Annotated in this window: 29 protein-coding genes; 15 read left to right on the top strand and 14 right to left on the bottom strand. The window is 74.7% G+C overall.

Going from position 1 to position 26865, the window contains the following annotated elements; all coding sequences use genetic code 11:
* Positions 1-30 precede the first annotated feature (30 nt).
* Positions 31-843 (bottom strand): MBL fold metallo-hydrolase, encoded by an 813-nt coding sequence (locus tag ACI79D_RS01775; protein ID WP_456916571.1) that lies wholly within the window; start codon positions 841-843, stop codon positions 31-33.
* A gap of 152 nt (positions 844-995) precedes the next feature.
* Here ACI79D_RS01775 and ACI79D_RS01770 point away from each other — a divergent pair, with 152 nt between their 5' ends.
* From ACI79D_RS01770 to ACI79D_RS01750, 5 genes are all read left to right on the top strand, one after another.
* Positions 996-2507: a TldD/PmbA family protein gene (locus ACI79D_RS01770; RefSeq protein WP_456916570.1), complete on the top strand. Its 1512-nt coding sequence runs from the start codon at positions 996-998 to the stop codon at positions 2505-2507.
* Complete coding sequence (locus ACI79D_RS01765) at positions 2504-3895, top strand: metallopeptidase TldD-related protein (protein WP_456916569.1); 1392 nt, start codon at positions 2504-2506, stop codon at positions 3893-3895. Before ACI79D_RS01770 ends, ACI79D_RS01765 begins: the two co-directional genes overlap by 4 nt.
* Before the next feature lie 398 nt (positions 3896-4293).
* Positions 4294-4596, top strand: a complete 303-nt coding sequence (locus tag ACI79D_RS01760; RefSeq protein ID WP_456916568.1) for a hypothetical protein — start codon at positions 4294-4296, stop codon at positions 4594-4596.
* A 74-nt stretch (positions 4597-4670) separates the two neighbouring features.
* Positions 4671-5159: a hypothetical protein gene (locus ACI79D_RS01755; RefSeq protein ID WP_456916567.1), complete on the top strand. Its 489-nt coding sequence runs from the start codon at positions 4671-4673 to the stop codon at positions 5157-5159.
* A 249-nt stretch (positions 5160-5408) separates the two neighbouring features.
* A complete protein-coding gene (locus tag ACI79D_RS01750) occupies positions 5409-6425 on the top strand; it encodes a C40 family peptidase (RefSeq protein WP_456916566.1) in 1017 nt (338 codons plus the stop codon).
* Here the strand turns inward: ACI79D_RS01750 and ACI79D_RS01745 are convergent.
* Entirely contained in the window at positions 6419-6997 is a 579-nt protein-coding gene (locus ACI79D_RS01745) for a YdeI/OmpD-associated family protein (RefSeq protein ID WP_456916565.1), read from the bottom strand. The two genes, ACI79D_RS01750 and ACI79D_RS01745, sit on opposite strands and share 7 nt — an antisense overlap.
* Positions 6998-7130: 133 nt before the next feature.
* Here ACI79D_RS01745 and ACI79D_RS01740 point away from each other — a divergent pair, with 133 nt between their 5' ends.
* Genes ACI79D_RS01740 through ACI79D_RS01730 form a run of 3 tightly spaced genes read left to right on the top strand, consistent with a single transcriptional unit; the run spans position 7131 to position 9185 of the window.
* Positions 7131-7871, top strand: a complete 741-nt coding sequence (locus tag ACI79D_RS01740; RefSeq protein WP_456916564.1) for a histidine phosphatase family protein — start codon at positions 7131-7133, stop codon at positions 7869-7871.
* Positions 7852-8742, top strand: coding sequence for an NAD(P)H-hydrate dehydratase (locus ACI79D_RS01735; protein ID WP_456916563.1), 891 nt, complete (start codon positions 7852-7854; stop codon positions 8740-8742). The genes ACI79D_RS01740 and ACI79D_RS01735 overlap by 20 nt, the downstream gene beginning before the upstream one ends.
* The gene (locus tag ACI79D_RS01730; RefSeq protein ID WP_456916600.1) at positions 8739-9185 is read left to right on the top strand and encodes a hypothetical protein; all 447 of its coding nucleotides are present in this window, start codon (positions 8739-8741) and stop codon (positions 9183-9185) included. Before ACI79D_RS01735 ends, ACI79D_RS01730 begins: the two co-directional genes overlap by 4 nt.
* 39 nt (positions 9186-9224) lie before the next feature.
* Here the strand turns inward: ACI79D_RS01730 and ACI79D_RS01725 are convergent, their stop codons facing one another.
* On the bottom strand, positions 9225-10259 hold the full coding sequence (locus ACI79D_RS01725; protein WP_456916562.1) for a uroporphyrinogen decarboxylase family protein: 1035 nt from the start codon (positions 10257-10259) through the stop codon (positions 9225-9227).
* 63 nt (positions 10260-10322) lie between these two features.
* On the opposite strand from ACI79D_RS01725, the gene ACI79D_RS01720 reads away from it, so the two are divergent.
* Complete coding sequence (locus tag ACI79D_RS01720) at positions 10323-10904, top strand: gamma carbonic anhydrase family protein (protein WP_456916561.1); 582 nt, start codon at positions 10323-10325, stop codon at positions 10902-10904.
* A 137-nt stretch (positions 10905-11041) separates the two neighbouring features.
* Here the strand turns inward: ACI79D_RS01720 and ACI79D_RS01715 are convergent, their stop codons facing one another.
* A complete protein-coding gene (locus ACI79D_RS01715; protein ID WP_456916560.1) occupies positions 11042-12034 on the bottom strand; it encodes an iron-siderophore ABC transporter substrate-binding protein in 993 nt (330 codons plus the stop codon).
* Between the two features lie 69 nt (positions 12035-12103).
* Here ACI79D_RS01715 and ACI79D_RS01710 point away from each other — a divergent pair, with 69 nt between their 5' ends.
* On the top strand, positions 12104-13132 hold the full coding sequence (locus ACI79D_RS01710) for a zinc-dependent alcohol dehydrogenase family protein (protein ID WP_456916559.1): 1029 nt from the start codon (positions 12104-12106) through the stop codon (positions 13130-13132).
* 51 nt (positions 13133-13183) lie between these two features.
* Here the strand turns inward: ACI79D_RS01710 and ACI79D_RS01705 are convergent, their stop codons facing one another.
* From ACI79D_RS01705 to ACI79D_RS01675, 7 genes are all read right to left on the bottom strand, one after another.
* Positions 13184-13957, bottom strand: coding sequence for an amino acid ABC transporter ATP-binding protein (locus ACI79D_RS01705; protein WP_456916558.1), 774 nt, complete (start codon positions 13955-13957; stop codon positions 13184-13186).
* Positions 13954-14919: an amino acid ABC transporter permease gene (locus tag ACI79D_RS01700; RefSeq protein WP_456916557.1), complete on the bottom strand. Its 966-nt coding sequence runs from the start codon at positions 14917-14919 to the stop codon at positions 13954-13956. The genes ACI79D_RS01705 and ACI79D_RS01700 overlap by 4 nt, the downstream gene beginning before the upstream one ends.
* A 16-nt stretch (positions 14920-14935) precedes the next feature.
* Positions 14936-15883: an ABC transporter substrate-binding protein gene (locus tag ACI79D_RS01695; RefSeq protein WP_456916556.1), complete on the bottom strand. Its 948-nt coding sequence runs from the start codon at positions 15881-15883 to the stop codon at positions 14936-14938.
* A gap of 115 nt (positions 15884-15998) precedes the next feature.
* Positions 15999-16550, bottom strand: coding sequence for a hypothetical protein (locus ACI79D_RS01690; RefSeq protein ID WP_456916555.1), 552 nt, complete (start codon positions 16548-16550; stop codon positions 15999-16001).
* Positions 16547-17443 (bottom strand): mechanosensitive ion channel family protein, encoded by an 897-nt coding sequence (locus ACI79D_RS01685; protein ID WP_456916554.1) that lies wholly within the window; start codon positions 17441-17443, stop codon positions 16547-16549. Before ACI79D_RS01685 ends, ACI79D_RS01690 begins: the two co-directional genes overlap by 4 nt.
* A 49-nt stretch (positions 17444-17492) precedes the next feature.
* Positions 17493-18278, bottom strand: coding sequence for a thioesterase family protein (locus ACI79D_RS01680; RefSeq protein ID WP_456916553.1), 786 nt, complete (start codon positions 18276-18278; stop codon positions 17493-17495).
* 42 nt (positions 18279-18320) lie between these two features.
* On the bottom strand, positions 18321-18695 hold the full coding sequence (locus tag ACI79D_RS01675) for a hypothetical protein (protein WP_456916552.1): 375 nt from the start codon (positions 18693-18695) through the stop codon (positions 18321-18323).
* Positions 18696-18985: 290 nt separating this feature from the next.
* Between ACI79D_RS01675 and ACI79D_RS01670 the strand changes: the two genes are divergently transcribed.
* From ACI79D_RS01670 to ACI79D_RS01655, 4 genes are all read left to right on the top strand, one after another.
* On the top strand, positions 18986-20752 hold the full coding sequence (locus ACI79D_RS01670; RefSeq protein WP_456916551.1) for a BCCT family transporter: 1767 nt from the start codon (positions 18986-18988) through the stop codon (positions 20750-20752).
* A 77-nt stretch (positions 20753-20829) separates the two neighbouring features.
* Entirely contained in the window at positions 20830-21222 is a 393-nt protein-coding gene (locus ACI79D_RS01665; RefSeq protein WP_456916599.1) for a VOC family protein, read from the top strand.
* A gap of 10 nt (positions 21223-21232) precedes the next feature.
* On the top strand, positions 21233-21745 hold the full coding sequence (locus ACI79D_RS01660; RefSeq protein ID WP_456916550.1) for a hypothetical protein: 513 nt from the start codon (positions 21233-21235) through the stop codon (positions 21743-21745).
* A 37-nt stretch (positions 21746-21782) separates the two neighbouring features.
* Positions 21783-22733 (top strand): EamA family transporter, encoded by a 951-nt coding sequence (locus ACI79D_RS01655; protein ID WP_456916549.1) that lies wholly within the window; start codon positions 21783-21785, stop codon positions 22731-22733.
* Between the two features lie 46 nt (positions 22734-22779).
* Here ACI79D_RS01655 and ACI79D_RS01650 read toward each other — a convergent pair whose 3' ends face one another.
* Complete coding sequence (locus ACI79D_RS01650) at positions 22780-23778, bottom strand: ABC transporter substrate-binding protein (protein WP_456916548.1); 999 nt, start codon at positions 23776-23778, stop codon at positions 22780-22782.
* A gap of 115 nt (positions 23779-23893) precedes the next feature.
* Between ACI79D_RS01650 and ACI79D_RS01645 the strand changes: the two genes are divergently transcribed.
* A complete protein-coding gene (locus ACI79D_RS01645; protein ID WP_456916547.1) occupies positions 23894-24829 on the top strand; it encodes a siderophore-interacting protein in 936 nt (311 codons plus the stop codon).
* 90 nt (positions 24830-24919) lie between these two features.
* Here ACI79D_RS01645 and ACI79D_RS01640 read toward each other — a convergent pair whose 3' ends face one another.
* Together ACI79D_RS01640 and ACI79D_RS01635 are read right to left on the bottom strand one after the other, a co-directional pair.
* A complete protein-coding gene (locus ACI79D_RS01640; protein ID WP_456916546.1) occupies positions 24920-25747 on the bottom strand; it encodes an ABC transporter ATP-binding protein in 828 nt (275 codons plus the stop codon).
* Entirely contained in the window at positions 25744-26835 is a 1092-nt protein-coding gene (locus ACI79D_RS01635; RefSeq protein ID WP_456916545.1) for a FecCD family ABC transporter permease, read from the bottom strand. The genes ACI79D_RS01640 and ACI79D_RS01635 overlap by 4 nt, the downstream gene beginning before the upstream one ends.
* Positions 26836-26865: the final 30 nt, after the last annotated feature.

The following is a 26865-nucleotide window of genomic DNA, read 5'->3' as shown; positions in this document are numbered from 1 at the left end:
AGTGCAGGAGCCTGCGCTCCCACACTCCACTCAGGGCCGCAGGCTGATCGTCTCGCCGCGCACCACGGGGCGGAGCTCGCCGGGCACGCGGCGCGCGGCGACCTCGCGGACGAAGTCCCCCAGCGGCGAGGCGAACCGGTCGTAGTCGTCGTAGTGGACCGGCACGGTCACCGGCGGCTTGAGCAGCTCGACGAGGTCGGCGCCCTGCCGGCCGTCCATGGTGACGGTGACGCCGAGCGCCTTGGTGCCGCCGAGGTGGGGGATGAGGACGTCGAGCGGGCCGCAGCGCTGCAGCACCTCGCCCAGCCACGGGCGGTAGATCGTGTCGCCGCTGATGTAGCCGCGCCACGACACCTCGCCGTCCCGCACCAGCTCGAGCACGCTGCCCATCACCGGCGGGAGCAGCTTCCCGACCGGGCCGGGGCCGTGGACGCCGGGGACGGAGGTGATCCGCAGCGTCTCGCCGTCCCGCGTGTGCTCGTGCCGCTGCCAGGGCTGCAGGTCGACGGTCTCGCGGAAGCCGCGGCGGTCCAGGGCCTTGGCCGCCGCCTGCGTGGTCACCACCGGTGTGCCCTTGTCCAGGGTGCGGGTGGCGATGCGGTCCCAGTGGTCGGCGTGGAAGTGCGACAGGAGGATCGCGTCGAGCCGGGGGAGCAGCGTCGGCTGCAGCGCCGGCTCGGTGAGCCGCTTGGTCCACAGCCCCTTGCCGAGGTAGGCCCGCTGCCCGCGGTGCAGGAAGTTCGGGTCGGTGAGCAGGGTGAACCCGCCGATCCGCAGCAGGGTGGTGGCGTTCCCGCCGAAGGTGAGCGTGACGTCGGATGCCGGGGTCGCGGACGAGGCCATGCCCGCGACTACCCCTGCCCGGCTCGCTCGACGCCGCCGTCCCGGCGTCGAGTTCCCGTGATCTCGCACCGCGGCGGGCCCGTTCCGCGTGCGGGATCGCGCGATCTCGACGGGGACGGAGGACGGCGGCGGGTGGCTGGTAGACAGGGCGGGTGGCTGCCTCCCGCGACGTGGACGCGTCCTTCCTCGCCCTCCCGCTCTCCGCGCTGACCGACGCGGCGCTCACCCGCGCCCTCGACCTCGGCTGTGAGCACGCCGACCTGCGGGTGGAGCGCATCCGCACCCAGACGATCAGCCTGCGCGACGCCCGCCTGGAGTCCCTGGCCGACGGCGAGGACCTCGGCCTGGCCGTGCGCGTGGTCCACGAGGGCACCTGGGGTTTCGCCGCGGGCGTCGTCCTGACCGCCGCGGAGGCCGTGCGGCTGGCGGAGGAGGCCGTCGCCGTGGCGAAGGTGTCCGCCGCCGTCGCCAGCGACCGCGTCGAGCTCGCCCCCGAGCCGGTGTACACCGACGCGGTCTACGTCTCCGACTACGACGTCGACCCGTTCACCGTGCCGGACGCCGAGAAGACCGGGCTGCTCACCGAGCTGTCCGAGCTGCTGCTGGCCGCCGACGGCGTCGAGCACGTGCAGACCGGCTGCACGGCGGTCAAGGAGCAGAAGTACTACGCCGACACCGCCGGCACCCGCACCCGCCAGCAGCGGGTCCGCATCCAGGCCGACCTCACCGCGCTCACCGTCGACCGGAGCACCGGCGCCTTCGAGAGCATGCGCACCCTCGCGCCGCCGGTCGGGCGGGGCTGGGAGCACCTGACCGGCGGCCGGGACTGGCGAGGCGAGCTGGCCGAGATCCCCGAGCTGCTGCGGGAGAAGACCAAGGCGCCCTCGGTGCAGGCCGGCCGCTACGACCTCGTCGTCGACCCCTCGAACCTGTGGCTGACCATCCACGAGTCGATCGGCCACGCCACCGAGCTCGACCGCGCCCTGGGCTACGAGGCCGCCTACGCCGGGACGTCGTTCGCCACCGTCGACGGGCTGGGGAGCCTGCAGTACGGCTCGCCGCTGATGAACGTCACCGGCGACCGCACCGTCGCTCACGGGCTGTCCACGATCGGCTGGGACGACGAGGGCGTCGCCGGCCAGCAGTGGGACATCGTGCGGGACGGCGTGCTGGTCGGCTACCAGGTCGACCGCAACACGGCCCGCCTCGGCAGCATGCCCCGGTCCAACGGCTGCGCCTTCGCCGACTCGCCCCAGCACGTGCCGATCCAGCGGATGGCCAACGTCTCGCTGCAGCCGGCACCCGACGGCCCCTCCACCGAGGAGGTCATCGCCGGGGTCGAGCGCGGCATCTACGTCGTCGGCGACAAGAGCTGGTCGATCGACATGCAGCGGTACAACTTCCAGTTCACCGGCCAGCGCTTCTACCGGATCGAGAACGGGCGGCTGGCCGGGCAGCTCCGGGACGTGGCCTACCAGGCGACGACGACGGACTTCTGGGGCTCGATGGCCGTCGTCGGCGGCCCGCAGACGTTCGTGCTCGGCGGTGCGCTCAACTGCGGCAAGGGCCAGCCCGGGCAGGTCGCGCCGGTCAGCCACGGCTGCCCCGTCGCCCTGTTCGAGGACGTGAACATCCTGAACACCGTGCAGGAGGCCGGGCGATGACGAGCTGGACGCGTCCGCAGGACGTGGTCGAGAAGGCGCTGGCCGCCTCGACCGCCGACGGGCAGGTCACCTTCGTGGTGGAGAGCTCGCAGGCCAACCTGCGCTGGGCGGGCAACAGCCTGACCACCAACGGGTCGATGCGCTCCCGCCAGGTCGTCGTCGTCTCCTTCGTCGACGGCGGCACCGGCATGGCGGCCGGCACCGTGGCGCGCACCGGCAACCCGGACGTCGAGGAGCTCGTCGCGGCCAGCGAACAGGCCGCCCGCGACGCCGGCCCCGCCGAGGACGCGGTGCCGTTGGTGTCGGAGACCCCGCCCGGCGCGGGGGACTGGGACGCCGACGCCGCCGAGACCTCGATCGGGGTCTTCGCCGACTTCGCCCCCGCGCTCGGGCAGGCCTTCGGCGAGGCCCGCGGGCGGGAGGAGCTGCTGTACGGCTACGCCGAGCACGCGATGGCGACCACCTACCTGGGCACCTCGACCGGCCTGCGGCTGCGCCACGACCAGCCCACCGGCCGGGTGGAGCTCAACGGCAAGAGCGCGGACATGAGCCGCTCGGTCTGGGCCGGCGCAGGCACCCGCGACTTCGCCGACGTGTCGGTGGAGGCGCTGGCGGCGGAGGTGGAGCGCAAGCTCGGCTGGTCGCGGCGCCGCGTGGAGCTGCCCGCCGGGCGGTACGAGACGCTGCTCCCGCCGTCCGCCGTCAGCGACCTGATGATCTACGCGTACTGGACGATGGAGGCGCGCGACGCCGACGAGGGCCGCAACGTCTACGCCCGGGCCGGCGGGGGCAACCGGATCGGCGAGCGCCTCGCCGCGCTGCCGCTGACGCTGCGCAGCGACCCGTTCGAGCCGGGCCTGGAGGCCTGCCCGTTCCAGGTGGTCAGCGGCTCCTCCGGCATGGCCTCGGTGTTCGACAACGGCATGGCCACGCCCGCGGTGGACTGGATCCGGGACGGCGTCCTGACCGAGCTGATCCGTCCCCGGGCGTGGGCGCTGAGGACGACGGCGCCGGCGACCGCCGCGGTGGACAACCTGGTCCTGGAGGCACCGGAGGCCACCGCGAGCCAGGAGGAGATGGTGGCCGCCACCGACCGCGGGCTGCTGCTCACCACGCTCTGGTACATCCGCGAGGTCGACCCGCAGACGCTGCTGCTGACCGGGCTGACCCGCGACGGCGTCTTCCTGGTCGAGGGCGGCGAGGTGACCGGCGCGGTGAACAACTTCCGGTTCAACGAGTCCCCCGTCGACCTGCTGGCGCGGGTCAACGAGGTCGGCCGCACCGAGCGCACGCTGCCGCGCGAGTGGAACGACTGGTTCACCCGCGCGGCGATGCCGACGCTGCGGGTGCCGGACTTCAACATGAGCAGCGTGTCGCCCGCCAGCTGACGCCGCCGGATCGCGCCGCGGTGAGCATCGCCGGCCGGCTAGACGTCGGTGGTGTGCGTTCGTGGCGGCTCCTGCGGCCGGGACGCGCCACCGTCGCACACTGCTCCGGTCCACCGCCGCTGACGCTGTGGGCCGACGCCGACGGCCCCGTGGCCGCCCCTGCAGCCGCGACGCGCCGTCGACACACCCCCGTCGGTCGCGGTGTGCCAACCGGTTCGTCACATCGTTGTCATTTGATTCCCGTGACGCTCCGCTCTTGCCCCCCTACCGTGGGTGCAGCGAGAGGGAACGTTCACAAGTACCCCCTCGCCGTACGACCGAAACGTGGCTCGAGCGGAACTCCTCGCCCGGCCGCATCCGGAACCCGCGGACGAGCGGGGCAGGTGAGGGGGAGTTCGATGACCACGGGTCAGAAGCCGTCGGTGTTCCAGGTGGGTCAGGTCTGGGACGACGGGAGCACGGTCGTCGTCTCCGGCTGGGGTCTGGGTCTGTGCGCCGCCGCGTGCACCTGCCACCGCCACCCGACGGCCGGCCACCTCACCATCGACGAGGACCACGCCCAGGGCCTGCTCGGCCTGGTGAGCCACCGCGAGGGCGGCTGCGAGTGCTGCGAGCCGTGGACCGCCGACGAGCTCGGCGCCATCCTCCGCGACCTGGAGATGGTCTCCGGCCTCGACGCCCAGGAGCCCCTCGCCTGGTGAGGACCCGTCGCGAGCTCCCGCACCGCGGGCCTCGCCACGGTTCCCCGGGGACGCCACCCGGGTAGGGGCGTCCCATGCTGGGACGAGCTGCCCTCCGCGGCGCCCTGGCCGGGCTGGCCGGCACCGCGGCCATGACGCTCGGCGAGAAGGTCGAGCAGTCGTTCACGCGCCGGCCGGACTCCTACGTGCCCGCGCGCACCCTCACTGCGCTGACCACCCGACGCCGGCTGCCCGGGTCGGCCCGCCCGCCGGTGCGCAACCACCTCATGCACTGGGGGACCGGTGCGCTCGTCGGCGCGCTGCGCGGCGTCTGGGCGGCCAGCGGCCTGCGCGGCTGGCGCGCCTCGGCCTGGCACACCTCGGTCCGGCTGGCCACCGACCAGACCCTGGAGAACGCCACCGGCGTCGGGTCGCCGCCCTGGACCTGGTCCCGCCGGGACCAGGTCGTCGACGTCGGCGCCAAGGCCCTCTACTCGCTGGTCACCGGCGCGGTCGCCGACCGGCTCGTCCCCCTGGCGCCGGACCGCACGCCGTCCGGCTCCGCTCCGCCGCGGCGGCGCTAGCCCGCAGGTCCGAGAGCAGGAGGACCCCGTCCTCCTCACCCCTCGCACGCTCCGGGTGAGCCTCGGGACGGGGCCGGTGCCGGGACGGCGGAGCCCGCTGTGGCCGGTGTGACGACTGAGGTGTGCCGGCGTCCCTGACCTCCGCGCGCCGCCCCCTACGACCTGCGAACGCCTCCTTACGGTGCGTGCTGACGCGCATGGAACACCGCCCACTTCCCGGGCGGGGCGCGCGGCGAGAGGGGGCCGGCCATGCGGCGCGACCGGACGACGAGGCGACGCTGGCTCGGCGCCACGCTCTCCCTGCCCGCCGTGGGGCTGGTGCTCCTCGCCCCGGCCCCCGCGAGCGCCGCGCCGTCGACCGCCGCCGAGGCCGCGAAGCTGGTGGCCGAGGCCGGTCAGCAGCTGAGCGTGCTCGACGAGCAGGTGCACCAGGCCGAGGTGACGGTGGCCGAGCAGCAGCAGGCCGCGGAGGAGGCCGCGGCGCGCGCCGCGCAGGCCCAGGAGGACCTGGCCGCCTACGAGCCCCAGTTGCGGGCGATCGCGCAGAGCGCCGGGACCACCCAGTCCCGGATGGCGGCCTTCCTCACCGGCGACTCGGCCGACGACGTCGTCCAGCAGATGACCACGCTGGACGTCATCGCCACCCACACCGAGGGGCTGATCTCCGAGGTCGCTGCGGCCCAGGACGCCGCCGAGGAGGCCCAGGCCGCCGCGGACGCCGCGGCCGCCCAGGCCACCTCCGCGCTCGAGGAGCTCCAGCGCCAGCAGGGTGAGGTGCAGGCCCGGGTGGACGACTACGAGGCCGACTTCGACCGGCTCACCGCCGCCGAGCAGGCCGCCGTCACCACGCAGCTGGCCGGGCCGTCGCTGGACGCGCCGTCCACCGCGTCGGTGGTCGCCGCGGCGCCGAGCGACCAGGTCGCCGCCGTGCTCGAGAAGGCGCTGGCGCAGGTGGGCGACCCCTACGTCTGGGGCGGCACCGGCCCCGACGGGTTCGACTGCTCCGGGCTGACCAGCTACGCCTACGCCGCCGCCGGCGTCTCCCTGCCGCACTCCAGCCGCGCCCAGTCCGGCATGGGCGTCGCCGTCTCCCGCAGCCAGCTCCAGCCCGGCGACCTGGTCTTCTTCGGCTCACCCGTCTACCACGTGGGCATCTACGTCGGCGGCGGGAAGATGGTCCACGCCCGCACCTTCGGCCAGCCGGTCGCGGTCACCAGCGTGGACATGGGCGGCTACTCCGGCGCCCGCCGCATCCTGGGTCAGTAGGGCCGGCGGCCCTCGGCGAGCATCGCGACCAGGGCCGCGATCCGCCGGGCCCGCGTCGCCGGCGTCGCGGCCGTGGCGACCCGGTGCAGGACGGCGTACCGGTTGGCGCCGTCCAGCCCCGCGAACGCCTCCCGGGCGGCGGGCTCGGCGTCCAGCGCCGCGGTGAGGTCGTCGGGCACCGTGATGGTGGCCGCGCCGGCGTAGGCGCGCTCCCAGCGCCCGTCGGCCTGCGCCGCCGCCACCGCCGCCAGGCCCGCAGGGCGCATCCGGCCGGCCGCGGTGAGCGCCTCGACCGCCGCCACGTTCTTCTGCGACCAGATGCTGCGCGGCCGGCGCGGGGTGATCCGCTGCAGGTAGGAGGCCTCGTCGAGCCGCAGCGACTTCCCGTCGATCCAGCCGAAGCACAGGCAGCTCTCCACGAGCTCCGCGTAGGTCACCGACGGGACCCCGGCGCCCTTCTTGGCCAGCTGCACGTACAGGCCCGGCGCCGTGGCGTGCTCGGCCTCCAGCCACTCCTCCAGCGCCGCCTGGTCGGGGAAGCGGAGCACCGGCAGGTCGGTCGGCGGCGTCACGGCGGTGATCATCGGACCGGACGCGGCCGCCCGTCCAGCCCACCGGCGGTTTGACGGCTCCGCCGTCCGGCTACGGGCCGCGGGACGCCGGGCGGGAGCGGGACCCGCAGCACGACACGGAGGAGACGCGGGGATGGGCGATCGGGGACCGGGCCCGGCCGTGCTGTGGCTGGTGCGGCACGGCGAGAGCATGGGCAACGTCGCCGACGCGCGCGCCCACGAGGCCGGGGCGGCGCGCCTCGAGCTCGACATCCGCGACCCCGACGTCCCGCTGTCGGACGCCGGCCGGGCCCAGGCCGAGGCCCTGGGTCGCCACCTCGCCGCCCTGCCCGAGGACCAGCGACCGACCGCCGTCCTCAGCTCCCCGTTCGCCCGGGCACTCACCACGGCCCGGCTGGCGACCGCTGACCTCGGCGTCCGCGTCCGGACCGACGAACGACTCCGGGAGCGGGACTTCGGCGCCTTCGACGGCATGACCGGTGCCGGCATCCGGGAGCACTATCCCGACGAGGCCGGCCGACGCGACCTGCTGGGCAAGTTCTACTACCGGCCGCCCGGCGGCGAGAGCTGGGCCGACGTCGCGCTGCGGCTGCGCAGCCTGCTGGCCACCGAGGCGCTGCGGCACGACTGCGACCGGTTGCTCGTCGTCGCCCACCAGGCCGTGATCATGGTCTTCCGCTACGTGCTCGAGGAGCTCACCGAGCAGGAGCTGCTGGCCGTCGACCGGGACCAGCGGGTCGCCAACGCCTCGCTGACCCGGTACGAGGCCGACCCCGACGGGAACCTGCGGCTGGCGGCGTTCAACGAGGTCGGCCACCTGACCGCCGAGGACGAACCGGTCACCGAGGAGCCCGATGCCGCACCGCGACCCTGAGCCCACGCTCGTCACCCCCCAGGTGCTCCGGGGGTGGCCGCTGCCCGAGCCGACCGGCGGCAAGAACGCCCGCGGCTCCGTCCTCGTCGTCGGGGGCAGCGCCGAGACGCTGGGGGCGGTGCTGCTCGCCGCGCACGCCGCCATGCGCGCCGGGGCCGGCAAGCTGCAGGTGGCCACCGTGGCCTCGATGGCGCCCCACGCCGCGGCCGCGCTGCCCGAGGCGCTCGTCCGGGCGCTCCCGGAGACCGGTGGCGGCGCCATCCGCGCCGACGCCGCCGACGCCGTCCGCGACCTCGCCGAGGCCGCCGACGCGGTGCTCATCGGTCCCGGCATGGCCGACCAGGAGGAGGCCCGCGGCCTCGGCGAGCGGCTGCTGCCCTCCCTCCACGGGTGCCTGGCCCTCGACGCCCTCGGGCTGGCCTGCGTGACCGCCGACGACGGGTGCCTGCGCCACCTCGACGGCCGGGTGGTGCTCACCCCCAACCCGACGGAGATCGCCTACGCGTTGCACGTCGAGGAGGACCGGGTGGACGACGACCCGGGCGCGGCGGCGACGGAGCTCGCCGACCGGACGGGGGCCGTCGTCGGACTGGGCGGGGCGACCGCCTGGATCGCCGCACCCGACGGCGGGCTCTGGCAGGACGACAGCGGCCTGGCCGGGCTCGGCGTGTCCGGGGCCGGTGACGTCCGCGCCGGGATCACCGCCGGCCTGCTCGCCCGCGGAGCGCCACCCGAGCAGGCGGCCGTGTGGGCCTCCTTCGTGCACGGCCGGGCCGGCGAGCGGCTGGCCGCCTCCGTCGGCCGGCTGGGCTTCCTCGCCCGGGAGCTGCCGCCGGAGGTCCCGCGGGTGCTCGGCGAGCTCGAGCCCTGACGCCGCTGGCGCCGCGCGGGGTCCGGCCGCCCCCGGCGTCCCGTGGGTCCACACCGGTTCCGTGGCGTTCCCCGGTCGGACCTGAACCGGAGGAGGACCAGGGTGAGCGGCGAGGTGCCTGCGACGGTGCAGGGCATCTACGACGAGGTGCTGCGGCGCGGCGTCGTTCGTCGAGGGCGGCCGCGTCTGGGACGTCCCCCTGCGACATCGCCCTCCCCAGCGCGACGCAGAACGAGCTGGACGGCGACGCGGCGAAGGTCCTCGCCCGCAACGGGTGCCGCTACGTCGTCGAGGGGGCCAACATGCCCTCGACGCCCGACGCCGTGCGGATCTCCCGCGACGCCGACATCGCCTTCGCCCTGGGCAAGGCGGCCGACGCCGGTGGCGTGGCCACGGGCTTCCTGCAGGTGGCCGAGGCGGTGCACGCCCACGGCCTGGTCTGAACCGCGCCGGCCCGGGGGCGCCCCGGGCCGGCGCGGGCCTCACACCTCCGCGCGCAGCGCCTCGGCGGCCAGGGCCAGGGAGCGCATCTTGCCCGCGGCCGAGGCCCGCGGCAGGTACTTCAGCCCGCAGTCGCTGGTGAGGACCAGCCGCGAGACGTCGACGTCGTCCAGGGCGCGGCGGACCCGGTCGGCCACCACCTCCGGGGTCTCCACCTCCGGCGTGGACAGGTCCAGGACCCCGAGGGCGATGCCCTTGCCGCGCAGCGGGCGCAGCGTGGCGGGGTCCAGGTGCGACTGGGCGGTCTCCACGGAGATCGTGTCGACGGGGGTGTCGGCGAGCTCGGGGAGGAACGAGTAGCCCTCCGGCCGCTCCGAGACCATCGCGGCGTAGCCGAAGCACAGGTGCAGGTGCACCGGCCCCGGAGCGCCCTCCACGGCCCGCGTGACCGCCTCCGCGCCGTACTGGCGGGCGACGTCGGGCCGCGCCTGCAGCCACGGCTCGTCGATCTGCACGATGTCGGCGCCGGCGGCGAACAGGTCGGCGATCTCGGCCCGGACGACGTCGGCGTAGGCCAGCGCGAGGGCGCGGTCGTCGGGGTAGTGGTCGTTCTGCGCCTGCTGGGCCATGGTGAACGGCCCCGGGACGGTGATCTTGACCGTCCGGTCGGTGTGCTTCCGCAGGAAGCGGACGTCGGCGACCTGGACCGGCTCGCGGCGGGTGATGTCCCCGACCACCCGCGGCACCGGGATCTGCTTGCCCGAGCGGTTGGTCACGTGCCCCGGGGTGTCGAGGTCGAGGCCGTCGAGCGCGGTGGCGAAGTGGTTCGAGTAGGACTCCCGGCGGATCTCGCCGTCGGTGAGGATGTCCAGCCCGGCCTCCTCCTGCGAGCGGATCGCCAGCAGCGTGGCGTCGTCCTGCGCCTCCGCGAGGAGCTCGGGGGCCACCCGCCACAGCTCCTTCGCGCGCACCCGGGGCGGGAACTGGTGGGCCAGCCGGTCGCGGTCGATGAGCCAGTCGGGCTGCGGGAGGCTCCCGACGATCGAGGTGGGCAGCAGCGGAAGGGACGCGAGCATGCCGCCGAGTCTGCCGTGCGCTCGACCGGTGCGCCCGGGCCCCTCCTGTGCTGTGCTGGCGTCGTGGCCGAGAACTACATCGCGCAACTGGAGTTCGGCTCCCCGAAGATCGACGACGACGCGTTCGTCGCCCCGACGGCGGTGGTGGTCGGGGCGGTCACCATGGGGCCGCGGTCGAGCATCTGGTACGGCTCGGTCGCCCGTGCCGACCACGAGGTCATCGAGATCGGCGAGGGGTCCAACGTGCAGGACGGCAGCATCCTGCACTGCGATCCCGGCTTCCCCCTGGTCATCGGGCGCGGGGTGACCGTCGGCCACCGGGTGGTGCTGCACGGCGCCCGCGTGGACGACGACGTCCTGGTCGGGATGGGCAGCGTCGTCATGAACGGCGCGCACATCGGCGCCGGGTCGATCGTCGCCGCGGGAGCGGTCGTCACCCAGGGCACCGAGGTGCCGCCGGGCTCGCTGGTCGCGGGCATCCCGGCGAAGGTCATCCGGCAGACCGGCGACGACGACCTCGCCCACATCCGCGGCAACGCGGCCAGCTACACCGATCGGCTGCCGGCCGCGCGGAGGGTCCGGCCGGTGGTCCGCCGTCCGCTGCCGCCCGCCGGAGCCGTGCCGGGCGACGACTTCGCCGACTAGAAGGACCCCCCTGCCCCCCGCCACTCACAGGCTCGCGACGGGACCCTGCAGGGGGGCCAAGAGCCAAGGGCGACCCCCCTGCCCCCCGCCCCTCCCAGGCTCGAGGTGAGCCTGCGAGCGGGGCCGTCGGGTGTGCGTCAGGTGGCGGGGTGCTGCACGGCCGTGGCCGGGTCGCCGTCGGCGGCCTGGGCCAGGGCCGGCACGACCTCGTCCAGCAGAAAGGGCAGCGAGAGCGGGCTGCCGAAGCCGAGCGCGGCGGACACGTCGCCGGAGTAGCCGCCGAGCAGCACCGTGCGGTCCTGGGTCACCACGTCGAGCGCCGAGAACAGCGGATCGGCGTCGGCGTCCGCCTGGTCGTACCCGTTCACCGCCAGCACGTCGGCCTCCAGCAGGTCCAGCCGCTCCTGGCTGACGTCGGTGCTGGTGTCGGGCACGGTGAAGCCCAGGTCGGAGAAGAACTGGGTGCGCAGGTCGTCCGTGCCGAGCAGGTAGTGGCCCGAGCCGACGCCGGTGAGGTCCACGGCGAGCGAGCTGCCGGCGAAGGCGGGGTTCTCGTCGATCGCCTGCTCGAACCGGCCCTCGACCTCGTCGACGAGCTGCTGCGCCTCGTCCTCGCGGCCGAGCGCCCGGCCGGTGAGGAGGGTCTGCTCCTGCCACGGGGTGGCGCCGTCGGCGTAGTCGTCGGTCTGGGCCAGCGTCGGCGCGATGCCGGACAGCTGGTCGTACACCGCCTGGTCCATGAAGGAGTACACGCCCACGATGAGGTCGGGCTCCAGGGCCGCGACCGCCTCGAGGTCGATCTCCTCGCCACCGACGGTCGGGATGGCCTCCGCCGGCAGCTGGTCCTGCGCCCAGGGGCGCGTCGTGGCGTCGTAGTCGCCCAGGAGCTCGCGTTCGCCGACGGGGGTCACGCCCAGGGCCAGCACGAAGTCCTGGTCGTTGAAGCCCACGGTCACGACCCGCTGCGGCTCGGCCGGGATCTCCGTGGTGCCGAACCGGTTCTCGATCGTGACCGGGAAGGCGCTGTCCGCCGCGGTGGCCGCCTCCTGGCCGGTGTCCGGGTCGGCGCCGCAGGCGGCCAGGGCCAGGGCGGGGACGAGGGCGAGGGGCAGGAGCCGGCGTGTGAGCACGAGGCAGGTTAGCCTTGCCTAATCTTGATGCGACAGAGGGGTCGCCTGTCCGTGCGGCAGGCTGGCCCGGTGCGCGCCCTGGTGTTCGACGAGTTCGGCGGCCCGCTGACCGTGCGGGAGGTGCCTGTCCCCGACCCCGCCCCCGACGGCGTCGTCGTCCGGGTCGGCGCCAGCGGGATCTGCCGCAGCGACTGGCACGCGTGGCAGGGCCACGACCCGGACGTCGTCCTGCCGCACGTCCCCGGGCACGAGCTGGCCGGCACGGTCGCCGCGGTCGGCGCCGGCGTCCGCCGGTGGCGGGTGGGGGACCGGGTGACCGTGCCGTTCGTCAACGCCTGCGGCCGCTGCCCGCAGTGCGCGGCGGGGGACCACCAGGTCTGCCCGCACCAGACCCAGCCCGGCTTCACCCACCCCGGCTCGCTCGCGGAGTACGTCGCCCTGGAGGCCGCCGACGTCAACCTGGTCGAACTGCCCGCGGACCTGGACGACACGACCGCGGCGAGCCTCGGGTGCCGGTACGCCACCGCGTTCCGCGCGCTGGTGCAGGTCGCCGCGGTCCGGGCGGGGGAGTGGGTCGCCGTGCACGGCTGCGGCGGCGTGGGCCTGTCCGCCGTCCAGATCGCCGCCGCCGCGGGAGCCCGCGTGGTCGCCGTCGACGTCTCCCCGCCGGCGCTGGAGCTCGCCGGCCGGCTGGGCGCGGAGCACGTGGTGGACGGCACCGGGGACGTCGCGGGTGCGGTCGCGGACCTGACCGGCGGCGGGGCGCACGTCTCCGTCGACGCGCTCGGCGCCGCGGTCACCTGCGAGAACTCCGTGCGGTGCCTGCGCCCGCGCGGCCGCCACGTGCAGGTCGGGCTGCTGCCGCCGGCCCAGGGACGGCCGGCGGTGCCGATGGACCGGGTGATCGCCCTGGAGCTGCAGGTGCTGGGCAGTCACGGCATGGCCGCGCACGCCTATCCCGAGCTGCTGGGCCTCATCGCGGCCGGTCGGCTCGACCCGCGTCGGCTGGTGACCCGCGAGCTGGCCCTCGACGACGCCGGCGCGGCGCTGGCCGACGTCGGCCGCAGCCCCGGCATCGCGGTGGTCACGTCGTTCTGATCGAGGACCCTCACCGAGGGGCAGAAGTGGCCATTTCTGCCCCTGGGCGAGTCAGAGGACCTTGGAGAGGAACGCCCGGCAGCGCGGGTGCTGCGGGTCGCTGAGCACCTGCCGGGGCGGGCCGGCCTCGAGCACCACGCCCTCGTCGATGAAGACCAGGGTGTCGCCGACCTCGCGGGCGAAGCCCATCTCGTGGGTCACCACGACCATCGTCATCCCCGACTCGGCCAGGCCCCGCATGACGTCGAGGACCTCGCCGACCAGCTCCGGGTCCAGCGCGGACGTCGGCTCGTCGAAGAGCATCAGCTTGGGCTCCATCGCCAGCGCCCGCGCGATCGCCACCCGCTGCTGCTGCCCGCCGGAGAGCTGGTTCGGGTAGTTGTGCACCCGCTCGCCCAGCCCCACCCGCTCGAGCAGCTCGACCCCCCGCCGCCGCGCCTCCTCCTTGCGCACGCCCTTCACCTGGGTGGGCGCCTCGACGACGTTCTCCAGCGCCGTCATGTGCGGGAAGAGGTTGAACCGCTGGAACACCATGCCGATGTCCCGGCGCTGCGCGGCAACCTCCTTGTCGCGCAGCTCGTGCAGCTTGCCGCCCCGCTCGCGGTAGCCCACGAGGTGCCCGTCGACCCACAGCCGCCCGGCGTCGATCTTCTCCAGGTGGTTGATGCAGCGCAGGAAGGTCGACTTGCCCGAGCCGGACGGGCCGACGACGCAGACCACCTCGCCGGGGGCGACCTCGAGGTCGATGCCCCGGAGCACCTCGACGGAGCCGTAGGACTTGTGCACGCCCTCGGCCTTGACCATCGCCTGCCCGTTGCCGGTCACTTCGAGCTCCCCACGTCAGCGGCCCGGCGGGCGGCGCGCTGGGTGCGGGTCTCGCGCGCGCCGAACCCGCGGCTGAACCGCTTCTCGAGGAAGTACTGGCCGATCATCAGCAGGCTGGTCAGCGCCAGGTACCAGAGGATCGAGGCCACGGCCATCGGGATGATCTGGAAGGTCCGGCTGCCGATCGACCGCAGCTGGAAGTTCAGCTCGCTGGTCACCGGGACGGCGATCAGCAGCGAGGTGTCCTTGAGCATCGCGATCGTCTCGTTCCCGGTCGGCGGGATGATCACCCGCATCGCCTGGGGGAGCACGACCCGGCGCATCGTCTGACCGCGGGACAGGCCCAGCGCACTGGCCGCCTCCGCCTGACCGGGGTCGACCGACTGGATGCCGGCCCGCACGATCTCGGCCATGTACGCGCCCTCGGACAACGCCAGGCCCAGCAGCCCGGCGGTGAACCCGGCGAAGATCTGGTTGCCGTTCAGCCCGAGGAAGCGCCAGTCGCCCTCGAAGCCGAACAGGCCCATCAGCTGCTGGTCGAACGGGAAGCCCAGCTCGTAGGTCGCGTACAGCGCGCCCAGGTTGGCGATGAAGAACAGCAGCACGATGCGGGGGATCGCCCGGAAGAACCAGATGTAGGCCCAGGCCGCCCCAGACACGATCGGGTTGGGCGAGAGCCGCATGACCGCCAGCACGATGCCGAGCAGGACGCCCAGCACCATGGCGAGGATCGTCATGATCAGCGTCGTCCGCGCCCCGCGGAGGACCGGGGGCGCGAACACGTTGTCGAACATGAAGTCCCACTGGAACACCGGGTTGGTGGCCAGCATGTGGACGAACATCGCCACCAGCACCGCGATGACGGCGGTGGCGATCCAGCGGCCCGGGTGCCGGACCGGCACCGCCCGGATCTGCTCGGGCGGTGCCGGCCGGGCCGTGGTGTCAGGGGCCTCGGCGGCCATGACTGGGGAGCCCCGGTCAGCCGACGGTGGGGTTCACCGTCGGGTCGTCGATGGCGCCGTCCTCCACGCCCCACCGCGAGAGCACCTCGGTGTAGGTGCCGTCGTCGATGAGCGACTGGACGGCGTCGGCGACGGCCTGGGCGAAGTCGGCCTGGTCCTTCGCGACGACGTAGCCGTACGGGGCGGCGTCGTAGATGTCGCCGAGCAGCTCGAGCTGGCCGCCGGTCTGCTGCACCGCGTAGGCCATGATCGGGGAGTCGGCGAGGCCCGCGACCGCGGCGCCGGAGACGATCGCCGCGGTGGCGTCACTCTGCAGGTCGTACTGGTTGATCGTGATCGGGTCCTGGCCGGCGGCCTCGCAGGCCTCCGACCGGGCGGTGACGTCGTCGACCTGCACGGTGGCCTTCTGCACGGCGATGGTCAGCCCGCAGGCGTTGTCGGGGTCGACCCCCTCGGGGTTGCCGGCCTTCGTGGCCCACTGGGTGCCGGCCTCGTAGTAGCTGATCATGTTGGCCTGCTGCAGCCGCTCGGGGTTGATCGTGAACGACGAGACGCCCACCTCGTACCGCCCCGAGCCCACGCCGGCGATGATCGAGTCGAAAGCGGCGGTCTCGAACTGCGCCTCCAGACCCAGCTTCTGCGCCACGAGCGTGAACAGGTCGACGTCGAAGCCGACGATGGTCTCGCCGTCCTCCGCGATGAACTCGCTCGGCGCGTAGCTGGTGTCGCTGCCGACGGCGATGACGCCGTCCTCGGCGATCGCCGCGGGCACGCGGGCGGCGAGCTCCTGGTCGGCCTCGACGCTGGGCAGCGGCTCGCTGCTCGCCGCCGCGCCGCCTCCGCCTCCGCCTCCGCTCCCGGCGTCCCCGCCGGAGTCGTCCCCGCACCCGGCGAGGACGAGGGTGAGGCCGGCGGCGGCAGCGACTGCTGCCCGTCCGCGCCGGGTCAGGGGTCGGATGGCCACGGGTGTCTCCCTCCTCGGGCACCTGCGGGTTCGAGGTGCGAAGCCCTGATCCTGCCCTGCCCGGCGGAGGCGTGGCGCGCTGCGTCCCCTTGCGGGTGACCGCGCGTGGCGGCCGTCACGGCGCGGTGGTCTCCGGCGTCGCGGGGGCGGGGCTGAGCGGCGACTCCGTGGGCGCGGGCTCGTCGGAGGTCGTCGGCTCCTCCTCGGTGGTCGCCGGGGGCTCCTCCTCGTCCTCCTCCGGTGCCGCCTCCGACGTCGTGGCCGGTGCCGACGAGGTCCGCGACGGGGTCGTGGTGGGCGCGTCCGGCTCCGTGGTGGGCGCGCTGGTCTCCGTCGGCTCCGTGGCCTCCGTCGGCGCGGTGGTCTCGGCGGGCGCCGAGGGCTCCGCCGTCTGCGGTGCCGGCACGCTGCTGCCGCCGGCCGGGTCGACCGAGGTGGACGCCGTCGACTCGGGCCGGACGTACAGGTACAGCGTGCCGATCGCCAGGAAGAGGATGGCGAGGACGACGGTCGAGGTCCGCGCGCGGCCGAGGTGGTGGGGCACCGCCGACCACCAGCGCCGCCGCAGGCCGGCGGGCGGTGCGGTGCTGACCGCCGGGGCCTCCCCGGTGCGGATCGGGGGCATCGCGCGGGTGCCGTCCTGGCCGTCGCTGTGCCGGGGGCTCATCGGGCACCGTCCCCGCCGGCCCCGGAGAGCTCGGTCGACGGCGTGCCGGCGGTCGAGGCCGGCAGGTTCATGCCCTGGCGGTGGAAGGCCAGGACGATGCGGGCACGCAGGTCGCGGCCCACCTCGAACTGCTTGCCCGGCAGCGTGCGGGCGACCATGCGCACGTTGACCTGCTCGAGGTCGAGGGTCTCCACGCCCATGACGCTGGGCGGGTCGAGCAGCAGCGGGCGCATCCGCTGGTCGCGGAACGCCTCGGCGCCGACCTCGCGCAGGATCTCGTTGACCCGGTTGACGTCCATGGACGTCGGCACCGGGACGTCGATGACGGCGCGGGCCCAGTCGCGGGAGAGGTTGGTGACCTTGACGATCTGCCCGTTCGGCAGGGTGATCACCTCGCCGTTGGGCGAGCGCAGCCGGGTGACCCGCAGCGTGACGTCCTCGATGGTGCCCGTGGCCTCGTCACCGCCCCCGACCACCTGGATGGCGACGACGTCACCGAAGCCGTACTGCCGCTCGGTGATGATGAAGAACCCGGCCAGGACGTCGCCGACGATGCGCTGCGCGCCGAAGCCGAGCCCCACGCCCAGGACGGTCGCGGGCGCGACGAGCCCGCCGATGGGGATGCCGGCGCGGTCGAGGACGAAGAAGACGCCGATCGCGTAGATCAGCACGATCAGCGTCCAGGTGATGACCTGGGTCAGCGAGTGCCGGTGCTTGGCGGCCTCGGAGCGGACCAGCGCGTCGCCGCCGGTGGCCCGGGCGTCGATTCGGGAGGTGATCCGCTCCCCAGCCCAGGCGACGAGCCGGGCCAGCAGCACCGAGCCCAGCAGGATGAGGACGATCTCCAGCCCGCGGCCGGCGAGCCAGGTGAGGAGTGTGTCGAGAGGGGCCATCACCGACCAGCCTCACCGACGTCGCCCGCTCGCGCCAACGTGGGTCCTCTCACCGGGACTCGACGAACAACGACTGCGAGGAGCGGCCGATCCGGCCGGTGGAGTCGTAGAGGTCGGCGAAGCACTGCGCGGCGCCGGACGGCCCGATCGTGGTCGCCGCGTCCAGGCCCAGCCAGTCGCCGGCGGGCGGGCGGACCAGCGCGACGGTGAGGTCGACGTTGGCGAAGGTCGCGCGGGTCCAGTCCAGGACGGCGGAGATCCCGCTGGCCGCGTCGGTCATGACCAGCAGGTGCTGCAGCGGTGTCATCGGCTCGCCGTCCACCAGGGCGCACAGCGGCCGGGTCCAGGCCGCTGCGGGGCCGCGGGCGTTGAACGAGCCCGCGGCGAACCGCCAGTCCAGGGCGCGGTGGTAGGCGACGTCCGTGGTGAAGAAGTCGGCGGTCTCCGGGCGGCTCGCGTCGGGGCCGGGGATGCCGGGGGCGGCCTGCGGCGTGGCGTCGGACTCGCCGGCGCGCATCCGCCACGCGGTCAGCCGCATGAGCGGCCGGTCCGCGCCGCCGGCCGTGAGCACCGCCTCCACCAGCTCGATCCGCCGGCCGGGGCGCAGCACCCGGGCGCTCACCGCGACCGGGCCGACCGGGACGGGGCCGAGGATGTCGAAGGCCAGCCGGACGGTCTGGCCGTCGGCGATCCCGCTCGCCCGCTCGGCCTCGCGGGCCAGGAGCGCCGCGGGCGGGCCGGCGTGCTGCAGGCCCGGGTCCCAGGGCCCGATGGTCAGCGCGGTGGCGCGGTAGCCGCCGTCCGCCGGCTCGTACAGCGCGGGAGGCAGGTCCATGCGGGCAGTCTCGCCGCCGGGTCTGTCCGCGCTGCAGCCTGGTCACCCCCCGCTGCGGCGGGTCTCCCAGACGGCGAAGGCCGCCCACGCCGCGGCCACGACGGCGGCTGCGATCCACAGCCAGCGCAGCTCACCGGCGGGGTCGGACAGCGCCAGGAGGACCGCGACGACGAACACCGCGCCGGCCAGCGGGGGCATCCGCAGCAGGTGCCCCAGCGTGTCCGGGCCGGGGATGGTGAGGAACACCACGACGGCGGCCACGAGGAGGAAGCCGCACAGCCCACCGAGGAACAGCGCGGTCACGCCGAACTGCGCGGGCAGCACGAGCGACGCGACGACGCCGAGGACCGCGCCGGCCCCCAGCCAGACCAGCAGTTTCCGGCGTCGGGACGACCACGCGGGCCGGGCCTCGGTCACGCGGCTGTCCCCCTCGGGTGGATCGGTGGCACCTGCCGGGTGTGCCCGGGCGACCGAGGGGGCACACAGAGCCCGGCCGCCCTCCCGCGGTCTCGCTCAGATCACGGCGACCTTGCGCCCCGCCGTCCGCGCTCGGACGGTGGAGGGGTTGCCGTCGGCCTCCACGGGGAGTCCGGCGGCGTTCCGTCGTCGATCGAGAGGGAGGAGCGCCGGCACCGGCGCCGCACGCAACCGTGACGAGTACACGCGACACCACCGACCCCACTGCCGACTCCGGTACGCACCCGGCCGTGGCCCCGCCCCCACCCCTGCCCGCGGACCGCGGCGCCTCGCTCGACCGCGTCGTCTTCGGCGTCTCCGCCGTCGTCGCGCTGGCCTTCGTCGCCTGGGGCTTCCTGTCCCCGGCGGGCCTCGGCACGGCCAGCGGCACCGCCCTGGAGTGGGTGGAGCGCAACCTCGGCTGGCTGTTCGTGCTGCTGGCCTCGGGCTTCGTCGTCTACGTGCTGTGGCTGGCCGCGGGGAAGTACGGCCGCATCCCGCTGGGCCGCGACGACGAGGGGCCGGAGTTCCGCACCGTCTCGTGGGTCGCGATGATGTTCAGCGCCGGCATGGGCATCGGCCTGATGTTCTTCGGCGTCAGCGAGCCGCTGTCCCACTACGTCTCCCCGCCGCCGCGGACGGTGGCCGCCGAGACGCCCGAGGCCGTGCAGACGGCGATGGCCACGACGATGTTTCACTGGTCGCTGCACCCGTGGGCCATCTACGCCGTGGTCGGGCTGGCCATCGCCTACGGCACGTTCCGCCGCGGGCGCCGGCAGCTGATCAGCGCCGCGTTCGCCCCGCTGTTCGGCACCCGCCGCACCGAGGGGTGGGCCGGGAAGACCATCGACGTCCTGGCCATCTTCGCGACGCTGTTCGGCTCGGCGGCGTCCCTGGGGCTGGGTGCCCTGCAGATAGGCAGCGGCGTGGAGATCCTCGGCTGGGCGGGGGACGTCGGCAGCGGCGTCCTGGTCGTCATCATCGCCGTCCTGACCGCGGCGTTCGTCGCCTCGGCGGTCTCCGGCATCGCCAAGGGCATCCAGTGGCTGGCCAACACCAACATGGTGCTGGCCGTCGTCCTGGCCGTGTTCGTCTTCGCCGTCGGCCCGACGGTGTTCATCCTCAACCTGCTGCCGACCACGATCGGCAACTACTTCAGCGACCTGGGGCAGATGGCCGCCCGCACGGAGGCCACCGGCGGCGACGCGACGGCCGCGTGGCTGCGCGGCTGGACGGTCTTCTACTGGGCCTGGTGGATCAGCTGGACGCCGTTCGTCGGGCTGTTCATCGCCCGGATCAGCCGCGGCCGCACCATCCGGCAGTTCGTCACCGGCGTGCTGCTGGTGCCCAGCGTGGTCAGCCTGGTCTGGTTCGCCGTCTTCGGCGGGGCCGGCATCGCCGCGCAGCGCAGCGGGGCGGACGTCGCCGGCCAGGCGACGACGGAGGGCCAGCTGTTCGGCGTCCTGGACACCTTCCCGCTCGCCACGGTGATGACCGTGCTCGTCATGGTCCTGGTGGCGATCTTCTTCGTGTCCGGCGCCGACGCCGCCTCGATCGTCATGGGGTCGCTGTCGGAGCGCGGGACGCTCTCCCCCAGCCGCGGCACCGTGGTCTTCTGGGGCGTGGTCATGGGCGCGGTGGCCGCGATCATGCTGCTGGTCGGCGGGGACGAGGCGCTCACCGGCCTGCAGAACCTGACGATCATCGCGGCGCTGCCGTTCGCGCTGGTGATGGTGGGCCTGGCGGCCTCGCTGGCCAAGGACGTGCGCTCGGACCCGATGGTCCTGCGCCGCACGGTCGCGGCCGAGGCGGTGGAGCAGGCCGTCGTCGAGGGGATCACCAAGCACGGCGAGGACTTCGTGCTCGTGGTGGAGCCGGCGCCGGACGCCGACGCCGACGGCGTGCCGGACACCGCCGTGGGGTCCACGCCGGTGCGGACCGTGGAGCACCGGGAGCAGCGCGGCGGCGTGCGGGTGGCCGACGTCGGGTGGCCGGCCTCCGACGGCGACCGCCGATGAGTTCCGCCGGCCGGCCCCGTCCTACCTGGTGACGGGGCCCGCCGGGCCCCCGGACGACGGGAGCGACCACCGTGCGGATGGTCTTCGTGAACCTGCCCGTGAACGACCTGGCCGCGGCGAGGGCCTTCTACGGCGGGCTCGGCTTCACCTTCAACGAGCAGTTCTCCGACGAGCGGACCGCCTCGGTGGTGATCGACGAGAACATCGTGGTGATGCTGCTGACCCGGGACCGCTTCGCCGACTTCGTGACCGGGGAGGTCGGCGACCCCGCCGCGGGGACCACGCAGCTCGTCGCGCTGTCGGCCGGGAGCCGCGAGGAGGTCGACCAGCTCGTGGAGCGCGCCCTGGCGCACGGGGGCAAGCCGTGGCTGCCGGCCCAGGACCACGGGTTCATGTACGGCGCCAGCTTCACCGACCCCGACGGTCACGTCTGGGAGGTCGTGTGGATGGACCCCGCGCAGGTGCAGTGAGCGGCGTCCGGTGAGCGGTGTCCTGGCCGAGGTCTTCCCCGCCGCGGCGCCCCGGCCGGAGCTGGCCGAACGCCTCGGGGTGTTCGCGCCGCTCATCGGCAGCTGGGACCTCCGGGTCACCGACGTCGCGGCCGACGGCGGCGAGACCGTCCGGGACGGCGAGTGGCACTTCGGCTGGGCGCTGGACGGGCGGGCGCTGGCCGACGTCTGGATCAGCCCGTCCCGGGCGGCCCGTGCGGCCGGCGCCCCCGACGGCGAGTGGGGACTGAGCCTGCGCTTCTGGGACGAGGCGCTGGGCGCCTACCGGTCGACCTGGCACGGTCCGCACCGCGGCTGGGTGATCCCGTTCACCGCCCGCCCCACCGCCGACGGGCTGGCCCTCGAGGGCCAGCGGGAGGGCACGCGGCTGCGCTGGGTGTTCTCCGAGGTCGCTGCGGACTCCTTCCGCTGGCGCGCGGAGGAGGACCCGGACGGCGCGGGCTTCCGGGTGCGGCAGCGATTCGAGGCCACGCGGACCCGGTAGGTGGCTCGGGGGCTTTCGCGGACTACATTCGGCGCTCGTGCCCCGCCCCGCCCTCGGCTACGCCGCCACCGTCGCCGCGGCGGGGTTCTTCGCGGTCAACGGCACGGTCTCCACGCTGGCCCTGCAGGCCGGCCTGCCCTCGACCCGGCTGACCGCGCTGCGCTGCGCCGGCGCGGCCGTGGGGCTGCTCGCCGTCCTCGCGGTCACCGCACCGCAACGGCTGCGGCTGACCTGGCGCGAGGTGCCGTTCCTCGCCGTCTTCGGCGTGGTCGGCGTCGCGCTCACCCAGTACCTGTACTACGTGGCGATCGGCCGGCTGCCGGTCGGCGTGGCGCTGGTGTTCGAGATGACCGCACCGGTGCTCATCGCGCTCTACGTGTGGCTGGTCCGGCGGGAGCGGGTGCACGCCCGGCTGTGGGGTGCGCTGTTGCTGACGCTGGCGGGGCTGGTCCTCGTCGCCGAGGTCTGGCAGGGCGGCGGCTCGCTCGACCCGCTCGGCGTGGCCGCGGCCCTGGCCGCCGCGGTGTGCCTCGCGACCTACTACCTGATGGGCGAGCGGGGCACGACCACCCGCGACCCGGTGGCGCTGACCTGCTGGAGCTTCGTGGCCGCGGCGCTGTTCTGGGCGGTCGCGGCGCCGTGGACGACGTTCGACGCCGGCGTGCTGGGAGAGCGGGTGCCGGTGTCGGTCGGCTCGCTGCATGTCCCGCTGTGGGTGCTGGTCGCCTGGATCGTCGTCCTGGGGGCGATGGTGCCGTTCTGGCTGTCGATCGGGGCGCTGCGGCACCTGTCGCCGACGACGGCGGGGCTGGTGGCCACGGTCGAGCCGGTGTTCGCCTCGGGGGTGGCCTGGCTGTGGGTGGAGCAGGTCCTCTCGGGCTGGCAGGTGCTCGGCGGCCTCGTCGTCCTGGTGGGGATCGGGCTGGCGCAGACCGCGCGGGCGGCCTCCTCGCCGGCCCGGGTGCCCGAGACCGTCGTGCCCTCCTGACCGGAGGGGATCTGTGCGGGTGACCCGCACAGATCCCCTCCGGTGCTCAGGTGAGCTTGCGGGCCGCGGAGAGGTGGCCGGCCAGCTCCTGCATGTACTCGGCCTGGGCGGCGTAGTCCATCCCGAGGTACTTCCACGGGTAGAGCTGCCCGTTCTGCACCGCCGGCAGCAGCGCGGCGGTCGGCTGGGCCGCGAACTCCTCCGGCGCCATGCTCAGCCGCAGCGAGTAGAGGATCACGTCGCTCGGGTAGTTCGGGACCTCCTCCCAGCCGACGGCGTGCCAGAAGTAGTCCTCGCCGCCCGGGTCGACGAACTGCACGCCGAGGTCCTGGTAGAGGTGCAGAGAGGGGTCGTCGGCGGCCCGGCACATCCACCAGCCGTCGCTGGGCGTGGCGTAGACCGGCAGCACCGTCACGCCGCTGGCCGCGGCCTCGGTCAGGGCCGCGGACGCCGCCTCGTAGTCCTCCCGCGCCGCGCTGACCAGCTCGTCGTCGGCGCCGATGGACTCGGCCAGTTCGAGGGTGCGGTCGATGACGTCGGCCGCCGACCCGCCCCAGGTGATGGCGACGATCGGCGCGATCGCGGCGACCTGCTCCTGCTGCTCGAGCGACTCGAAGCCGTACAGGGGCTGGGTCTCGTCGATGGTGCCGGCGGAGTCGGTCGGGTAGACCGAGGTCACGATGAGGTCGGGGTCGGCGGCGGCCAGCGCCTCGAGGTCGATCTGGCCGTAGCTGGTGCCCACGATCGCCAGCTCGCCGAGGTCCTTGCCCTCGAAGGCGACGTCCTCCTCGGCGGAGGTCTGTCCCCAGGAGGCGACCGGCTCGACGCCGTAGTTCCACAGCGAGGAGATGACGTCGTTGAGCCCGGCGACGCGCGTCGGGGCCTCGTCGAGCTCGACGGTGGTGCCGAGGTCGTCGGTGAACTCCCAGCCGCCCTCCCCCGAGTCACCGGTGCCGGCCGGGTCGTCGCCGGCGCAGCCGGTGGTCGCGAGCAGCGCGGCCAAGGTGAGGGAGGCGCCGATCAGGCGGCGCGGCGTGCGGTGCACCGGTTCTCCTCGCAGGTCGGGCCAGGGGTGTTCCCCTGGAGCGGGGGCTCAGGTTAGCCTTGCCTTAGTCGGGTGCCGCAAGGGGCTGGCCCGCCGCAGATCGGAGGGCCCGGCCGTGACGGTGACCGCGCAGCAGGAGGTGGTGACCGCCCCGGGGTGGGCCTTCTTCGAGGCGTCCGTGGCCTCGGTGCGGCGGCTCGGGCCGAGCTTCCTGCGCCTGACGCTGGCCGGTCCGCAGCTCACCGGGTTCGGCGTCGCCGGGGACGACCAGCGGTTCAAGCTGGTCCTCGTGCGCGACCCGGCCGGCCTGCGCCGGCTCGTCGAGTGCGGCTCGGCCTGGTACCCGGAGTACTGCGCGATGCCGGAGGAGCAGCGGCCGCACATCCGCACCTACACGGTGCGCGCCGCCCGGCCCGACCTCGGCGAGGTCGACATCGACGTCGTCCTGCACGGCATCGAGGACGGGCACGCCGGCCCCGCCGCGCGCTGGGCCGCCTCCGCCGTGCCGGGGAACCGCGTCGTCCTGCTGGGGCCCGACCGGCCCGGGCGCGGCCGCATGTGGGGCGCGGAGTGGGCGCCCCCCGCGACGGCGCGCACGCTGCTGCTGGCCGGCGACGAGACCGCCGTCCCCGCGGTGTGCGCGATCCTCGAGGGGCTGGACGACGAAGGCGGCCCGCGGACGGTGACCGCGCTGCTGGAGGTGCCGACCGCCGGCGACGCGCTCAACGTCGCGCTACCGCCGGGGGCCACCGTGCGCTGGCTGCCGCGCGAGGGTGCGGCCCGCGGCTCGCTGCTGGTCCCGGCCGTGCACGCCGCGCTGTGCGAGCTGGGCGTGGCCTCCGGGCGGCCGGCCGACATCGAGGACTTCGACCTCGACGCCGAGCTGCTGTGGGAGGTGCCCGAGGGGGACGCCGCCGGCAGTTGCTACGCCTGGCTGGCCGGGGAGGCCGGCGTCGTCAAGCAGCTGCGCCGCCACCTGGTCGGCGACCTCGGCCTCCCGCGCAGCGCGGTGGCGTTCATGGGTTACTGGCGCCAGGGCGTCGCCGGCTGAAGAAGGACCCCCTGCCCCCCGCCACTCGCGAGCTCGCGGCGGGCCCCTGCAGGGGCCGATCGGGCCGCGGATGGCGCCGAGATCCCGCAGCTACCGCAGGCGGCGGACCGGCACCACCATCGGCGTCCCGGCCACCGGGTCCGGCACTATCCGCGCCTCGAGGTCGAAGACGTCGGCCAGCAGCTGCTCGGTGAGCACCTCCGCCGGCGTGCCCGAGGCGACGAGGACGCCGTCCTTCATCGCGACCAGCCGCTGGGCGTACCGCGCCGCCAGGTTCAGGTCGTGCAGCACGACCGCGACCGTGCGCCCGCGCTCGGTGTGCAGCCGGCTGACCAGCTCCAGGACGTCGATCTGGTGGGAGAGGTCCAGGTAGGTGGTCGGCTCGTCGAGCAGCAGCAGGTCGGTGCCCTGGGCGAGCGCCATGGAGATCCAGGCGCGCTGGCGCTGACCGCCGGAGAGGGCGTCGACCGGGCGGTCGGCCAGGTCGGACATGTCGGTCCAGGCCAGCGCCTCGGCCACGGCGGCCTCGTCGCCGCGCGACCACTGCTTGAGCCACGACTGGTGCGGGTGCCGGCCGCGGGCGACCAGGTCGGCCACGGTGAGCCCCTCGGGCGCGACCGGCGTCTGGGGCAGCAGGCCGAGCACCTTGGCGACCTCGCGGGTCGGCGTCCTGGAGATGGCGTGCCCGTCGAGCAGCACCTGCCCCTCGGTCGGCCGCAGCAGCCGGCCCAGCGCCCGCAGCAGCGTGGACTTGCCGCAGCCGTTGGGCCCGACGATCGCGGTGAACGAGCCGTCGGTGAGCTCCAGGTCCAGGCCCCGGACGACGACCCGGTCGTCGTAGGCCAGGCTGACCGACTCGGCGGCGAGACGGACCGGTCCGGCCTCGGTGGGTGGCGTCTGGGGGAGGGTGCTGGTCACAGCGTCGATCGCCGCCTTCCGCGGACGAGGAGCCAGAGCAGGTAGGGCGCGCCCACGGCGGCGGTGAGGATGCCGACGGGCAGGGCGTCGGGCAGGACGGTGCGCGTGAGCAGGTCCGCCCCGAGGACCAGGGCCGCCCCCAGCAGCGCGGAGGCGAGCAGCGGCGGGCGCGAGCCCCCGACCAGCCGGACGGCGATCTGCGGCACGACCAGCGCGACGTAGGAGATGGGCCCCGCTGCGGAGACGGCGGCCGCGGTGAGCGCCACCGCGACGAGCACCACGCCGGCCTGTGTGGGCGCCAGCCGGACCCCGAGCCCCCGCGCGGTGTCGTCGCCGAACTGCAGCACGGCCAGGGCCCGGCTGGTGGCCAGCGCGGCGGGCACCAGGACCGCGAGGGCGAGGGCGAGCGGCACGGCCTGGCCCCAGGTGCGGGCGTTGAGCGAGCCGGTGATCCAGACGTAGGCGCTCGCCGCGTCGTAGATCTCGGCGCGGGTGAGCAGCCAGTCGGTGAGCGCGGAGGCGACGGCCCACAGGGCGATCCCGACGAGCACGAGGCGGTAGCCGTCCACGCCGCGGCGCCAGGCCAGCACGAACAGCAGGGCCCCGGTCACGAGGGCGCCGAGCAGGGCGGCCAGCGGGACGCCGAGCCCGCCGAGGAGCCCCGTCGCGGAGGCGCTGCCGCCCAGCACGATCGCCGCCACCGCGCCGACGGAGGCCCCCTGGGTGATGCCGAGGATGTCCGGGGAGGCCAGCGGGTTGCGGGCGAAGGTCTGGAACAGCGCGCCGGCGATGCCGAACGCGATGCCGACGAGCGCGCCCACGACGATCCGCGGCGCCCGCAGCTGCAGGACGATGAACTCCTGCCGCGGCTCGCCCAGGCCGACCAGGGTGCGCAGCACGTCGGCGAGGCCGATCGGGAAGTCGCCGCGGCCCAGGCTCACCGCGCCCAGCAGGACGACGACGCCCGCGGTCACCGCGGGGACGGCCAGCGCCCGCCAGCGGACCCGGCCGGACAGCGGGCCCAGCCGGACGACGGCCTGCCCGGGGTGCCCGACGGCCTCCCCGGGCCGCTCCACCGTCGTCGTCACGGCGTCTCCTCGCCGGCGCTCGTCGTCCCC

The sequence above is a fragment of the Geodermatophilus sp. SYSU D00708 genome (assembly GCF_054050115.1).
This window is presented reverse-complemented; position numbering and strand designations above follow the sequence as displayed.

Coding starts and splice junctions, on each gene's coding strand:
- ACI79D_RS01750 (WP_456916566.1), top strand. CDS start 5,409: ATGCGGCGCGACCGGACGACGAGGCGACGCTGGCTCGGCGCCACGCTC.
- ACI79D_RS01740 (WP_456916564.1), top strand. CDS start 7,131: ATGGGCGATCGGGGACCGGGCCCGGCCGTGCTGTGGCTGGTGCGGCAC.
- ACI79D_RS01760 (WP_456916568.1), top strand. CDS start 4,294: ATGACCACGGGTCAGAAGCCGTCGGTGTTCCAGGTGGGTCAGGTCTGG.
- ACI79D_RS01755 (WP_456916567.1), top strand. CDS start 4,671: ATGCTGGGACGAGCTGCCCTCCGCGGCGCCCTGGCCGGGCTGGCCGGC.
- ACI79D_RS01690 (WP_456916555.1), bottom strand. CDS start 16,550: ATGAGCCCCCGGCACAGCGACGGCCAGGACGGCACCCGCGCGATGCCC.
- ACI79D_RS01665 (WP_456916599.1), top strand. CDS start 20,830: ATGGTCTTCGTGAACCTGCCCGTGAACGACCTGGCCGCGGCGAGGGCC.
- ACI79D_RS01680 (WP_456916553.1), bottom strand. CDS start 18,278: ATGGACCTGCCTCCCGCGCTGTACGAGCCGGCGGACGGCGGCTACCGC.
- ACI79D_RS01765 (WP_456916569.1), top strand. CDS start 2,504: ATGACGAGCTGGACGCGTCCGCAGGACGTGGTCGAGAAGGCGCTGGCC.
- ACI79D_RS01685 (WP_456916554.1), bottom strand. CDS start 17,443: ATGGCCCCTCTCGACACACTCCTCACCTGGCTCGCCGGCCGCGGGCTG.
- ACI79D_RS01725 (WP_456916562.1), bottom strand. CDS start 10,259: ATGCTCGCGTCCCTTCCGCTGCTGCCCACCTCGATCGTCGGGAGCCTC.
- ACI79D_RS01700 (WP_456916557.1), bottom strand. CDS start 14,919: ATGGCCGCCGAGGCCCCTGACACCACGGCCCGGCCGGCACCGCCCGAG.
- ACI79D_RS01775 (WP_456916571.1), bottom strand. CDS start 843: ATGGCCTCGTCCGCGACCCCGGCATCCGACGTCACGCTCACCTTCGGC.
- ACI79D_RS01735 (WP_456916563.1), top strand. CDS start 7,852: ATGCCGCACCGCGACCCTGAGCCCACGCTCGTCACCCCCCAGGTGCTC.